Source organism: Pseudomonas sp. AC070, assembly GCF_979258635.1.
In genome coordinates this window covers 2,073,451-2,087,240 of record NZ_OZ409871.1, presented here as the reverse complement: position 1 = coordinate 2,087,240, position 13,790 = coordinate 2,073,451, and the positions used below count along the sequence as shown (strand labels likewise).

The following is a 13,790-nucleotide window of genomic DNA, read 5'->3' as shown; positions in this document are numbered from 1 at the left end:
TTGGCCAAGCCGGGCGGTAAACGGGCATACTTGCCCGGCCATTTTTCATGCAGACGCCGCCACCCGCATGCGCATTCACGTCACCTTTATCGACCGCGTTGGTATCACCCAGGAAGTACTCGCCCTGCTCGGCGGGCGCAATCTCAACCTGGATGCCGTGGAGATGATTCCGCCCAACGTCTACATCGACGCCCCGACCCTGAGCCCGCAAGTGCTCGAAGAATTGCGCGACGCGTTACTGCAGATAAACGGCGTGCAGAGCATGAACGTGGTCGACATCCTGCCCGGCCAGCGCCGCCGCCTGCAGCTCGACGCCCTGCTGGCCGCGATGACCGACCCGGTGCTAGCCGTCGATGATTCCGGCCATGTGCTGCTGGCCAACCCGGCGCTCACCGCGCTCTGCGGCCATGAAGCGGCGGGCGAACCGCTGACTGCCTTGTTCGACGACGAAGGCCTGCAACAAGCATTGATCGACCACGGCTTTCGCCTGCCCATGCGCGAAGTGTCGTTAAAAGGTCAGGCGCTACTGCTGGACGCCATGCCCATCACCGACAACCTGGCCAGCGAGCAACCGCACCTGGCCGGCGGCTTGCTCACGCTGTACCTGCCCAACCGCATCGGCGAGCGGCTGTCGGCGCTGCATCACGATCACGCCGAAGGCTTCGACTCGCTGCTTGGCGACTCGCAGCCAGTACGCAACCTCAAAGCCCGCGCCCAGCGCATCGCCACCCTTGATGCGCCGCTACTGATTCGCGGCGAAACCGGCACCGGCAAAGAACTGGTCGCCCGCGCTTGCCATGCGTTGAGTCCACGCCGTAATGCACCGTTTCTGGCCTTGAACTGCGCAGCACTGCCGGAAAACCTCGCCGAGAGCGAACTGTTCGGCTATGCCCCCGGCGCTTTTACCGGCGCGCAACGGGGCGGAAAGCCCGGTCTGCTGGAACTGGCGCACCAAGGCACGGTATTTCTCGACGAAATCGGCGAGATGTCGCCCTACCTGCAAGCAAAGCTGCTGCGTTTTCTCAGCGACGGCAGTTTTCGCCGCGTGGGCGGCGATCGGGAAATGAAAGTGGACGTGCGCATCCTCAGCGCCACCCACCGCGACCTGGAACACATGGTCAGCCAGGGCAGCTTTCGCGAAGACCTGTTTTACCGATTAAACGTATTGACCCTGGAAGTACCGCCGCTGCGCGAGCGCGGCCACGACATTCTGGTGCTCGCCCGCCACTTTATGCAGCAAGCCTGCGCCCAGATTCAGCGCCCCATCTGCCGCCTTACGCCTGGTACTTACCCGGCGCTGCTTAGCAACCCGTGGCCGGGCAATGTGCGGCAACTGCAAAACGTCATCTTCCGCGCCGCCGCCGTGTGCGACAGCCCGTTGGTGGACGTGGGTGATCTGGACATCGCCAGCACAGCCGTGGCCGCGCCGGGCGATGGCGAGGTGCGCAGTCTGGAGGAAGCGGTGGACGGGTTCGAACGGGGGTTATTGGAGAAGCTGTACAGCAGCTATCCGTCGAGCCGGCAGTTGGCGGCGCGGTTGATGACGTCGCATACGGCGATTGCCAAGCGGCTTAGGAAGTATGGGATTGGTAAGGGGGCGTAACGCGCAGCCCTCTCCCCCAGCCCCTCTCCCGCAAGCGGGCGAGGGGAGCTAAAACGCGTTCTGCTGATAAAACTCCGTCAAGCCCCCTCTCCCGCTTGCGGGAGAGGGTTGGGGAGAGGGTCAGCCCAAACGTCTATTTACTTAATCACCCCACACGCAAACCGCGCCCCGCCACCTCCCAACGGCGCCGGGTGATCGGCGTGGTTATCGCCGCCCGCATGCACCATCAACGCATGGCCCTTCAGTTCAGAAAGGTTCTTCAAACGCGGCGCCAAAACCGGTTGCGTGGCCTTACCATCAGCTGTCACGAACAATGCCGGCAGGTCGCCCAAGTGGTTGGCGTCTTCCCATGGATACCCATGCTTGCCGGTTTTCTTCGGATCCCAATGCCCACCCGCCGCGCCGGCCGGCGTCAGTTTGCCGTCCACTTCGGCGGCGTCGCAGCTCGGGTTCATGTGCAGGTGAAAGCCGTGAACGCCGGGTTGCAGACCCGTCAGCGTCGGGGTGAAGACCAATCCGTACTCCGACTCGGTGACCACCACCTTGCCCACCGCCGCACCGGCGCCTTTTTCCGTGGCCTGGTTGAGATCGACAGTGACCGAATCGGCAGCCTGAGCGGTGCCCAGGGCGCACACGGTCAAAGCGGCGGCGAGCAAAGAGCGAGAGAGCTGTTGCATGGCAAACATCCTATTTTCCAAGGGCAGGACTTTTACTGACTGCCCCTGCCCGCTCGGGTTCCACCTGCGCCCGATCCGTAACGATATCAATACACCGGAACGACTTCGTTACAGCGCATGCTGCCACTAGGCATTTCAAGGCCCGAAAGCAATCTAGCGTGCGACCGCCACGTGACCGTATCGTTTTCATTCCACATCCGCCGCCGCTGAAATTCCCCACAGCCCGCAAAGCCGCGCCCTGCTTGCGCACACCCAACCTGGCACCGCCCTTGCTAACAGCCATAGCCATTACTCCAAGCGATGCCTCGCTAGTCTTCATAAAAGCAGGCACGCCCTTGACCATAGGAAGCGACATGAGCGAATTGCGATTCACCAGCGAACACGAGTGGCTGCGTCTGGACAGTGACGGCCTGGTTACCGTCGGCATTACGCCCTACGCTCAAGAAGCCCTCGGTGATGTGGTGTTTGTGCAATTGCCGGAGCTCGGCGCCCATGCCGTGGGCAGCGAAGTGGCGGTACTGGAGTCGGTGAAAGCCGCCAGCACCATCGCCATGCCGGTGGACGGCGAAGTGATCGAAGTGAACGCCGCCCTGGAAAACGCGCCGGAAACCGTGAACGAAGATGCCCTTGGCGCCGGCTGGTTTTTCCGCATGAAGCTGGCCGACAACAGCGTGCTGGCCTCGCTGCTCGACCAAGCCGCCTACGACCGCCTGCTGAAAGCCAACGACGACGCCTGAGACGACGCTAATGACTATTTCCCTCGACACCCGTAACGAATTCATCGCCCGTCACATCGGCCCGCGTGAGCGTGATATCGCCGCCATGCTGGAGCGTCTGGGCTACGACTCGCTGGAAGCCATGAGCGCCAGCGTGATTCCGGACAGCATCAAAGGCACCAGCGTGCTGAACCTGCCCGAAGGCCTGAGCGAAACCGCCGCCTTGGCAGAAATCAAAGCCATCGCCGACAAGAACCAGCAGTTCAAAACCTACATCGGCCAGGGCTACTACGGCACCCTGACCCCGGCCCCGATCCTGCGTAATCTGCTGGAAAATCCGGCCTGGTACACGGCATACACGCCTTACCAGCCTGAAATTTCCCAAGGCCGCCTGGAAGCGCTGCTCAATTTCCAGACCATGATTTGCGACCTCACCGGCCTGCAAATCGCCAACGCCTCGTTGCTCGACGAAGCCACCGCCGCTGCCGAAGCCATGACCTTCTGCAAACGCCTGGCGAAAAACAAAGCCAGCCAAGCCTTCTTCGCTTCCCAACACTGCCACCCGCAAACCCTCGACGTGTTGCGCACCCGCGCCGAGCCGCTGGGCATTGAGGTGGTGGTGGGCGACGAAACCGCCATTGAAGACTTCGCCGCCTACTTCGGTTGCCTGTTGCAATACCCGGCCAGCAATGGCGACATCTTCGACTACCGCGCCCTGGTCGAGCGCTTCCACGCCGTTGGCGCCTTGGTGGCCGTATCGGCTGACCTGTTGGCCCTGACCCTGCTCACCCCGCCCGGCGAATTCGATGCCGACGTGGCCTTGGGCAGCGCGCAGCGCTTCGGCGTGCCGCTGGGCTTTGGCGGCCCGCACGCCGCTTACTTCGCCACCCGCGATGCCTTCAAACGCGATATGCCAGGCCGGTTGGTCGGTGTGTCTATCGACCGTCACGGCAAGCCGGCTTTCCGTCTGGCCATGCAGACCCGCGAGCAACACATACGCCGCGAGAAGGCCACCAGCAACATCTGCACCGCGCAGGTTCTGCTCGCCAACATCGCCGGGATGTACGCCGTGTACCACGGCCCGCAAGGCCTGACCGACATCGCCAAGCGCGTGCACGTGCTCACTGTGATCGCGGCCAAAGGCCTGGCCCAGCTGGGCTTGCCGGTCGCGCAGCAGCACTTTTTCGACACCGTGACCCTGAACACCGGCGCCCGCACCGCCGAGCTGCACGCCAAGGCGTGGGCCGCGCAGATCAACCTGCGCCAGATCGATGCCGCGCAACTGGGCTTGTCGCTCGACGAAACCACCACTCAAGCCGACATCGAAGCCCTGTGGGCCTTGTTCGCCGCTGACGGCCAGGCGCTGCCCGATTTCGCCGCCCTCTCTGCCAACACCGGCCTGCAACTGCCGGAGTCGTTGCTGCGTTCGTCCAGCTTCCTGCAGCACCCGTCGTTCAATCGCTATCACTCGGAAACCGAGCTGATGCGCTACCTGCGCCGCCTGGCGGACAAAGACCTGGCGTTGGATCGCACCATGATCCCGCTGGGCTCGTGCACCATGAAACTCAACGCCGCCAGCGAAATGCAGCCCGTCACCTGGAGCGCGTTCGGCGCCCTGCACCCCTTCGTGCCAGCCGAGCAAAGCCAGGGCTACCAGCAGCTCACCGACGAACTGGAAGCCATGCTCTGCGCTGCCACCGGTTACGACGCCGTGTCGCTGCAACCCAACGCCGGTTCGCAAGGTGAATACGCCGGCCTGCTGGCCATTCGCGCCTACCACGCCAGCCGTGGCCAGGGCGAACGTGACATCTGCCTGATCCCCTCCTCGGCCCACGGCACCAACCCGGCCACCGCCAACATGGCCGGCATGCGCGTGGTGGTCACCGCCTGCGACGCCCGTGGCAACGTCGACGTGGAAGACCTGCGCGCCAAGGCCCTGGAACACAAAGATCGCCTCGCCGCGTTGATGATCACCTACCCGTCCACCCACGGCGTGTTCGAAGAAGAAATCCGCGAAATCTGCGCGATCATTCACGACAACGGCGGCCAGGTGTACATCGACGGCGCCAACATGAACGCCATGGTCGGCCTCTGCGCGCCGGGCAAGTTCGGCGGCGACGTCTCGCACCTGAACCTGCACAAGACCTTCTGCATTCCCCACGGTGGTGGCGGCCCGGGCGTTGGCCCGATTGGCGTGAAATCGCACCTGGCGCCATTCCTGCCAGGCCACGGCCACATGGAGCGCAAAGAAGGTGCTGTCAGCGCCGCGCCGTTTGGCAGCGCGAGCATCCTGCCGATTTCGTGGATGTACATGAAAATGATGGGCGGCGAAGGCCTCAAACGCGCCTCGCAGCTGGCCATTCTCAGCGCCAACTACATTGCCAACCGCCTCGAAGAGCACTTCCCGGTGCTGTACGCCGGCAGCAATGGCCTGGTGGCGCACGAATGCATCCTCGACCTGCGCCCGCTGAAAGAAACCAGCGGCATCAGCGTGGATGACGTGGCCAAGCGCCTGATCGACTACGGCTTCCACGCCCCGACCATGTCGTTCCCGGTGGCCAACACCCTGATGATCGAGCCGACCGAAAGCGAATCCAAGGAAGAGCTGGACCGCTTCTGCGACGCCATGATCAGCATCCGCAACGAAATTCGCGCCATCGAACGCGGCGAAGCAGACGCCCAGGACAACCCGCTGAAAAACGCCCCGCACACCGCTCAGGAACTGCTCGGCGAATGGCCGCACGTGTACAGCCGCGAGCAAGCCGCCTACCCGGTGGCCAGCCTGATCGAAGCCAAGTACTGGCCGCCCGTGGCGCGCATCGACAACGTGTACGGCGACCGCAACCTGGTCTGCTCCTGCCCGTCGATCAGCGAATACGCTGAGTAATAAAGCAATCGCGGCTGAACCGGAATGCTGAACCGGCATTCCGGTTCAGCCGCGATACGCCCCGCCGCATAACCCGAGGTCTGTATGGCACTCAGCGTGTTTGACCTGTTCAAGATCGGCATCGGCCCCTCCAGCTCCCACACGGTCGGGCCTATGCGCGCCGCTGCGCGGTTTGCCGAAGGGCTGCGCCGCGACGACCTGCTCGGCGCCACCCACAGCGTGAAAGTCGAGCTGTACGGCTCGCTCGGCGCCACGGGCAAAGGCCACGGCAGCGACAAAGCGGTGCTGCTCGGCCTGGAAGGCGAACAGCCCGACACCGTCGACACCGCCACCGTCGACGCCCGTCTGGCAACCATTCGTAAAAGCGGCCAGCTCAATCTGCTAGGCGAAAAATCCATCGCCTTCGTGGAAAAACAGCACCTGGCGATGATCCGCAAACCCTTGCCGCAGCACCCCAACGGCATGATCTTCCGCGCCTTCGACGAGGCTGGTCTGCAACTGCGCAGCCGCGAGTACTACTCGGTCGGCGGTGGTTTTGTGGTGGACGAAGACGCCGCCGGCGCCGACCGCATTGTTGAAGACAGCACCCTGCTGCCCCATCCGTTCACCACCGGCGCACAGCTGCTGGGCCATTGCTCCGCCCATAACCTGTCGATCAGCCAAGTGATGCTCGCCAACGAAAGCGCCTGGCGCCCGGAAGCCGAAACCCGCGCCAGGCTGCTGCATATCTGGCAAGTGATGCAGAACTGCGTCGAAGCCGGCTGCCACAACGAAGGCATCATGCCCGGCGGACTCAAGGTCAAGCGACGCGCCGCCGCGCTGTACCGGCAATTGCGCAACAGCCCGGAAGCCTCGCTGCGCGATGCGTTGTCGGTACTCGACTGGGTGAACTTGTACGCCCTGGCCGTCAACGAAGAAAACGCCAGCGGCGGCCGCGTGGTCACCGCCCCCACCAACGGCGCGGCCGGCATCGTGCCGGCGGTGCTGCATTACTACGTGCGCTTTATTCCCGGCGCCAACGACGACGGCGTGGTGCGCTTTCTGCTCACCGCCGCGGCCATCGGCATCTTGTACAAAGAAAACGCCTCCATCTCCGGCGCCGAAGTCGGCTGCCAGGGCGAAGTGGGCGTGGCCTGTTCCATGGCCGCTGGCGCCTTGTGCGAAGTGATGGGCGGCAGCGTGGCGCAAGTGGAAAACGCTGCGGAAATCGGCATGGAACACAACCTCGGCCTCACCTGCGACCCCATCGGCGGCCTGGTGCAGGTGCCGTGCATCGAACGCAACGCCATGGGCTCGGTGAAAGCCATCAACGCCGTGCGCATGGCCCTGCGTGGCGACGGGCAGCACTTCGTCTCCCTCGACAAAGTGATCCGCACCATGCGCCAGACCGGCGCCGACATGAACAACAAATACAAAGAAACGGCGCGGGGCGGGTTGGCGGTGAACATTATTGAATGTTGAACACCGCGTCGCCTGCTGCCCTCTCCCCCAGCCCCTCTCCCGCTTGCGGGCGAGGGGAGCAGATTGGCGACCTGGCAGATAAATCGAATACCCCATAGATCAGTCCCCTCTCCCGCCTGCGGGAGAGGGTTAGGGAGAGGGGCCCTTGCCCACTCCAATCACCCTCATTCAGGAGCAAACCCATGTCCACCGAAAACCTGGCCAAAACCCCTCTCCACGCCCTGCACCTGGAACTCGGTGCGCGCATGGTGCCGTTCGCTGGCTACGACATGCCGGTGCAATACCCGCTCGGCGTGCTCAAGGAACACCAGCACACCCGCGACCAGGCCGGGTTGTTCGATGTGTCGCACATGGGCCAGATCGTGCTGCGCGGCGCCAACGCCGCCCGCGCCCTGGAAACCCTGGTGCCGGTAGACATCATCGACCTGCCCGTGGGCATGCAGCGCTACGCCATGTTCACCAACGAAAACGGCGGCATTCTCGATGACCTGATGGTCGCCAACCTTGGGGACGACACGCTGTTTCTGGTGGTCAACGCCGCCTGCAAAGACCAGGACCTGGCCCACCTGCAACAGCACCTGAGCGGCCAGTGCGAAGTGATCGCCCACTTCGACCGCGCCCTGCTCGCCCTGCAAGGCCCGGCCGCCGTCACGGTGCTGGCACGCCTGGCGCCGGAAGTGGCTGGCATGACCTTTATGAACTTCCGCCCGGTGACGCTGCTGGGCGTGGATTGTTTCGTCAGCCGCTCGGGCTATACCGGCGAAGACGGCTACGAGATTTCCATTCCCGCCGACCAGGCTGACACCCTCGCCCGCGCCCTGCTGGCCGAGCCGGAAGTACAGGCCATCGGCCTTGGCGCCCGCGACTCGCTGCGCCTGGAAGCCGGCCTGTGCCTGTACGGCCACGACATGAACACCGACACCACGCCGATTGAAGCCGGGTTGCTGTGGGCCATCTCCAAAGTGCGCCGTGCCGATGGCGCCCGGGCCGGCGGCTTCCCTGGGGCGGCGCGGGTGTTTTCGCAACAGCAGGATGGCGTGGCGAGCAAACGCGTCGGCCTGCTGCCGCAAGAGCGCACGCCGGTGCGTGAGGGTTGCGAGATTGTTGATGCCGATGGGGTGGTGATTGGCCGTGTGTGCAGCGGTGGCTTTGGGCCGAGCCTGGGTGCGCCGTTGGCGATGGGGTATGTGGATGCGGGGCACAACGCGCTGGAGAACACGGTATGGGCGTTGGTGCGGGGCAAGCGCGTGCCGATGAAGGTGGCGAAAACGCCGTTTGTGCCGCAGCGGTATTTCCGCGGGTAAGGTGCCCCCGCTAATCCGCCGCTCCACCACCCCGCTCGACGCCGAACTTCCGTCACCCCCGCGCACGCGGCGGTCCGACGATTCGGGATCCAGAGTTTCCAGCCGTACACCAATGTGAAGTGCAGCGGTGTTCATTACTGAGTGCGCTGAACATTCTTTTCGCGCCTTACGCGCGTTTCAACCAAACCTCCGTCATCCTCGCGCACGCGGTGGTCCGACAATTCGGGATCCAGAGTTTTGAGTCGTATGCATCTGGTCCGGACGGAGGTATTCATTACCGCGTGCGCTGAACGTTTTATTTCGCGCCTTACGCGCGAGTCACTTTCCCAGTTGCGGCAAAGTAACCAAAGCGCTTGCCCCTACCTTGGGTCTACGCTTCGCTCCGACTCCCCTCCCTCCGTCGCCGCTCCGGGGGCCGTCACAACGGGCCATCCATGGCCCGATGTTCCTTTCGCGGCTCCCGGCCGCTCAACCCCCTACGCACCGACTCCACTCGGCCTGCGATGAATGGGGCGGGTAGATCACAAGCGGTGAATCACAAGCGGCAGATCAAGAACATCGCGGCTGAAGCCGCTCCTACGGTTTGCGGTGCTCTTGTGGGAGCGGCTTTAGCCGCGATGCTTGTGGGCTTAGTGAAAATCCCGACTGCTTACGTCCAGCCCTTTCAGTAACGGCGTGAGGTCGTACAGGCGTTTGGCGATCAGGTGTTGCACGCCATCTTTGGCTTCCAGTTTGCCTTCCACTTGCATAAGGCTGGAGCCGACGAGCACTCGCCGCTGCCGTTCGGCGAGGTCGTTCCAGACCACGACGTTGACCATGCCGAATTCGTCTTCGAGGGTGACGAATATCACGCCGCTGGCGGTCTGTGGGCGTTGGCGGCCGCGGACCAGGCCGGCGACTCGTACGTTGCTGCCGTCTTCGGTAACGGCCAGTTCCGCCGAGCTGCGGCAGCGGCGGTTGCGCAGTTCGCTGCGTAATAGGCGCAAGGGGTGCGGGCCGAGGGTGGTGCCCAAGGTGGCGTAGTCGACCCACACGTTTTCCACCACGCTCGGCTCAGGCAGCGCGACGCTGTCGTCCACCAGGGGCAAGTCGGCGAATAGCGGCGCCTGGGCTTCCACGCCGGCCACGGCCCAGCGGGCGTTGTGCCGGTGGCCGGCCAGACTGCGCAGGGCGCCGGCGTCGGCGAGCTGTTCGCGGGCGCGGGCGTCGAGGTGGGCGCGTTGGATCAGTTCGCTGACGTTTACGAACGGCCCGCGCGCCCGCACTTCAATCACGCGCTCGGCGTCGTCCTGGCGCAGGCCTTTGATCATGCGCATGCCCATGCGAATGGCCGGGTCGCCGCTGCGCTGCGGGTCGTCGTCGGCAAATTCCAGGGAGCAATCCCAGGTGCTGACCTGCACATCGACGGGGCGAATTTCGATGCCGTGGCGGCGGGCGTCTTGCAGCAGTTGGTCGGGGCTGTAGAAGCCCATGGGCCAGCTGTTGATGAGGGCGCAGATAAACGCCGCCGGCTCGTGGCATTTGAGCCAGCAACTGGCGTAGGTGAGCAAGGCGAAGCTGGCGGCGTGGGATTCGGGGAAGCCGTAGCTGCCGAAGCCTTTGATCTGCTCGAAAATGCGCGCGGCAAATTCGGCGCTGTAGCCGCGTTCGAGCATGCCGCAGGTCAGCCGTTCACGGTGCGGTTCCAGGCCGCCGTGGCGTTTCCAGGCGGCCATGGAGCGTCGTAGCTGATCGGCCTCGCCGTGGGAATAACCGGCCGCCACCACCGCCAGCTCCATCACCTGCTCCTGAAACAACGGCACGCCCAGGGTGCGTTCAAACACGGCGCGCAAGGCCTCGGAGGGATAGGTCACTTCCTCTTCGTTATTACGCCGGCGCAGGTACGGATGCACCATGTCGCCCTGAATCGGCCCCGGCCGCACGATGGCGACCTGAATCACCAGGTCGTAGAACGTTCTCGGGCGCAGGCGCGGGAGCATGGCCATTTGCGCGCGGGATTCAATCTGGAACACGCCGATGGTGTCGGCGCGGCTGATCATTTCGTAGGTGGCCGGGTCTTCGGCGGGCAGGGTCGCCAGCGTCCACTTTTGGCCTCGGTGGTAGTTGATCAGGTCGAAGGTGCGGCGAATGGCGCTGAGCATGCCCAAGGCGAGAATGTCGACCTTGAGCAGGCCCACCAGGTCGAGGTCGTCTTTGTCCCATTGAATGATGGTGCGGTCGGCCATGGCGGCGTTTTCCACCGGTACCAGGGTGCTCAACGGCTGTTCGGAAATCACGAAGCCGCCAGGGTGTTGGGACAAGTGGCGGGGAAAGCCGATCAGCTCGCCCGTTAACGCCAGCACCCGGTGCAGTTCCGGCAATGTCGGGTCGAAGCCGGCTTCGCGCAGGTCGTCCAGCGGCGGGCCGTCTTTGCTCCAGCGTCCGCAACAGTCGGCCAGGGCGTTGATCTGGTCGGGCGGCAAACCGAGGGCGCGGCTGACGTCACGCACCGCGCCCGCGCCGTGATAAGTGCTGGCCACGGCGGTGAGCGCCGCCCTGCCCCGGCCGTAGCGCTGGAAGATGTATTGCAGCACTTCTTCGCGGCGGTCGTGTTCGAAGTCGACGTCAATGTCGGGCGGCTCGTTGCGTTCTTTGGAAAGAAAGCGCTCGAACAGCATGTTCATGCGCGCCGGGTCGATTTCGGTGATGCCCAGGGAAAAACACACCGCCGAGTTGGCCGCCGAGCCACGGCCCTGGCAGAGAATGCCTTCACCACGGGCGAAGCGCACGATGTCGTGCACGGTGAGGAAATAGCTTTCGTACTTGAGCTCGGCGATCAGCGCCAACTCGCGTTCCACAAGGTCGATGGCCTTTTGCGGAATGCCTTCGGGCCAGCGCCAGCGCATGCCTTTTTCGGTCAGGTGACGCAGCCAGGAGCTAGCGCTGTGGCCTTCTGGCACCAGCTCGCGCGGGTATTCGTATTTCAGTTGATCGAGGCTGAACGTGCAGCGCGCGGCGATGTTCACGGTTTCGGCCAGCAGCGCCGGTGGGTACAACGCCGCCAGTGCAGATAAGGGCCGCAGGTGCCGTTCGCCGTTGGCGAACAAACGCAGCCCGGCCTCGGCCACCGTGCAGTGGTGGCGGATGGCGGTCATGGTGTCTTGCAGGGCGCGGCGGCCACGGGCGTGCATGTGCACATCGCCGGTCGCGACGGCGGGAATATTCAAGCGCTCGGCCAGGCTCAGCAAATTCTGTAGCCGACGGTCATCGTCTGGCCCGCAATGCAGCTCCACGGCCAGCCACAGCGTTGGCGCAAAACGCTCACGCAGCCAGGCGCCCTGCTCGTCGACATCGTCTGCCAAGTCGGCCAGCCACAAGGCGCACAGGCCATCCAGAGGCCCGTCGAAATCTTCGCGCAGCACGCGGTACTGGCCTTTTCCGCTGCGGCGTCGGCCTTGGGTAATCAGCCGGCACAGGTGTTGATAGCCGCTGAGATTTTCCGCCAGCAGCACAATTTTCGGACCGTCTTCCAGGCTGAATTCGCTGCCGATAATCAGCGGCAGCCCGGTTTCCTTGGCTGCCTGCCAGGCCCGCACAATGCCGGCCAGGGTGCATTCATCGGTAATCGCCAGCGCTTGGTAGCCGTGGCGTTTGGCCCGTTCGAACAGTTCCTTGGCGCTGGAAGCACCGCGCTGAAAACTGAAATTGCTCAGGCAATGCAGCTCGGCATAGGCGCTCATGAAAACCAGCCCTGGACCATAAACGGCCCCGCTTCTTCGCAGCTGCTGACGCTGCGGTAGGCCCACACGCGCTGGCCACTGCGGGTTTGCAGCAGGTAATAGTCGCGGCGGATGTCGCCACCGTCCCACCAGCCAGACTCAATGCGCTCGGGGCCGGCGAGCACCTGCGGCGCCCGCTCGCGCAGCGGCTGTGCTTCGGTCAGCAACCAGCCGGGGCGCGCGGCGTTGGCGGTCACTGGCGGCGTTTTGCTGCTGTCGTTGGCCAGCCAGGCGCATTCAGGCCGGTGATCGGCGTGTGCCTGAATGCCGTGCACGGCGTCATCGCCCAAGCGCGCGCGCAGGCGTTCGCGCAGTTGCGCCCAGGGCACCGATTGTTGCGGGCGCTCGTCAAACAGCTCGCGGTGCTCGGGCACAAAGGCGGGCAAATCCTTGGCTTGCAAACTGATGGCCCGCACCGGCGCATGCACCACCAGCCGCTCCAGGCGACCACGGGCCAGTTCAAATAGCAGGTTCGGCTCGCGCTCGGCGCTGAGCAGACCGACGTCTACCTGGCCGCGGCTGCCGTCGACATGCTCCAGGTGCAGCACAAACCCCAACACGCCGCTGTCACGCCCGGCCAGAAAAGCCGCCAGGTCGGCGGTTAAACGGCGCAGGGGGAAGAGCAGCGCCTGGGTCGATTCCACATCGAAGTTCAGCTCGATGCGTATCTCGAAATGCTCCGGCGGCTGGTAGCAATCGAGCGCCACCGCGCGCTGGCCGAGCAAGGTATCCAGGTGCAACAGCAGCGCGGCGTCGAAGCGTTTGGCCAAGGTATGCCGGGGCAGCGCCAGCACATCGTGCAGACGACGCAGGCCCATGCGTGCCAGGGAACTGGCGGTTTTGCTGTCCAGCCCCAGGCGATTGAGCGGCATGGCGCCGAGCACCTCGTGCAGCGCCTGGCTGTCGCTCACGGCCAAGCCGTCATAGGCGTTGGCGAGCATGCGCGCGGCCACCGGATTGGGCGCGGCCACCAGGCGATGCCGAAAACCCAGGGCCGTCAACTCGCTGCGCAAGCGCGCCTCAAAACGCGGCCACGGGCCAAACAGGGCGAGGCTGGACTCGATCTCCAGCAGCACGGCACGCGGGTAACGCAAGCTGACCTGCGAGCTGAAGGAATACGCCCAAGCGGCGAGGAACTGATGCCACTTGGCGATTGCGCTGTGGTCGTATTCCACCTGAATGAATTCACGGCTCAGGGCCAGCGCGGTGGTCAGGCTTTGTCCCGGTTTCAAGCCCAGCTCGCGGGCGGCGTCGTTCACCGCTTGCAGCACCCGGCGCTGGGGCGTGCCGCTGATCAACGCCAGCGGCGCTTCGGGGTTATCGCGAGCCCTTAGCACGGCATCCAACGCCAACTGCGGCAACACAATGCACACCCAACGCATAA

At 64.3% G+C, this 13,790-nt stretch carries 8 protein-coding genes; 5 read left to right on the top strand and 3 right to left on the bottom strand.

Annotation, left to right across the window (positions count from 1 at the left end; translation table 11 throughout):
• Nucleotides 1-67 precede the first annotated feature (67 nt).
• Nucleotides 68-1,603, top strand: coding sequence for a sigma-54-dependent transcriptional regulator (locus ACZZ0Q_RS09445; protein WP_463560507.1), 1,536 nt, complete (start codon nucleotides 68-70; stop codon nucleotides 1,601-1,603).
• A gap of 137 nt (nucleotides 1,604-1,740) precedes the next feature.
• Here ACZZ0Q_RS09445 and sodC read toward each other — a convergent pair whose 3' ends face one another.
• On the bottom strand, nucleotides 1,741-2,280 hold the full coding sequence (sodC, locus tag ACZZ0Q_RS09440) for a superoxide dismutase [Cu-Zn] SodC (RefSeq protein WP_463542203.1): 540 nt from the start codon (nucleotides 2,278-2,280) through the stop codon (nucleotides 1,741-1,743).
• A 353-nt stretch (nucleotides 2,281-2,633) separates the two neighbouring features.
• Here sodC and gcvH point away from each other — a divergent pair, with 353 nt between their 5' ends.
• The 4 genes from gcvH to gcvT all read left to right on the top strand — a co-directional run bounded on the left by gcvH (nucleotide 2,634) and on the right by gcvT (nucleotide 8,648).
• Nucleotides 2,634-3,017: a glycine cleavage system protein GcvH gene (gcvH, locus tag ACZZ0Q_RS09435; protein ID WP_463539206.1), complete on the top strand. Its 384-nt coding sequence runs from the start codon at nucleotides 2,634-2,636 to the stop codon at nucleotides 3,015-3,017.
• A gap of 10 nt (nucleotides 3,018-3,027) precedes the next feature.
• A complete protein-coding gene (gcvP, locus tag ACZZ0Q_RS09430; RefSeq protein WP_463560505.1) occupies nucleotides 3,028-5,883 on the top strand; it encodes an aminomethyl-transferring glycine dehydrogenase in 2,856 nt (951 codons plus the stop codon).
• Nucleotides 5,884-5,967: 84 nt separating this feature from the next.
• On the top strand, nucleotides 5,968-7,344 hold the full coding sequence (locus ACZZ0Q_RS09425; RefSeq protein ID WP_463539207.1) for an L-serine ammonia-lyase: 1,377 nt from the start codon (nucleotides 5,968-5,970) through the stop codon (nucleotides 7,342-7,344).
• Between the two features lie 182 nt (nucleotides 7,345-7,526).
• The gene (gcvT, locus tag ACZZ0Q_RS09420) at nucleotides 7,527-8,648 is read left to right on the top strand and encodes a glycine cleavage system aminomethyltransferase GcvT (RefSeq protein WP_463539208.1); all 1,122 of its coding nucleotides are present in this window, start codon (nucleotides 7,527-7,529) and stop codon (nucleotides 8,646-8,648) included.
• A gap of 629 nt (nucleotides 8,649-9,277) precedes the next feature.
• Here the strand turns inward: gcvT and ACZZ0Q_RS09415 are convergent.
• Nucleotides 9,278-12,367, bottom strand: a complete 3,090-nt coding sequence (locus tag ACZZ0Q_RS09415; RefSeq protein WP_463560502.1) for an error-prone DNA polymerase — start codon at nucleotides 12,365-12,367, stop codon at nucleotides 9,278-9,280.
• Nucleotides 12,364-13,788 carry a Y-family DNA polymerase gene (locus tag ACZZ0Q_RS09410; protein ID WP_463539209.1) on the bottom strand — a complete coding sequence of 475 codons (1,425 nt, stop codon included), beginning with the start codon at nucleotides 13,786-13,788 and terminating at the stop codon, nucleotides 12,364-12,366. Before ACZZ0Q_RS09410 ends, ACZZ0Q_RS09415 begins: the two co-directional genes overlap by 4 nt.
• Nucleotides 13,789-13,790 lie beyond the last annotated feature (2 nt).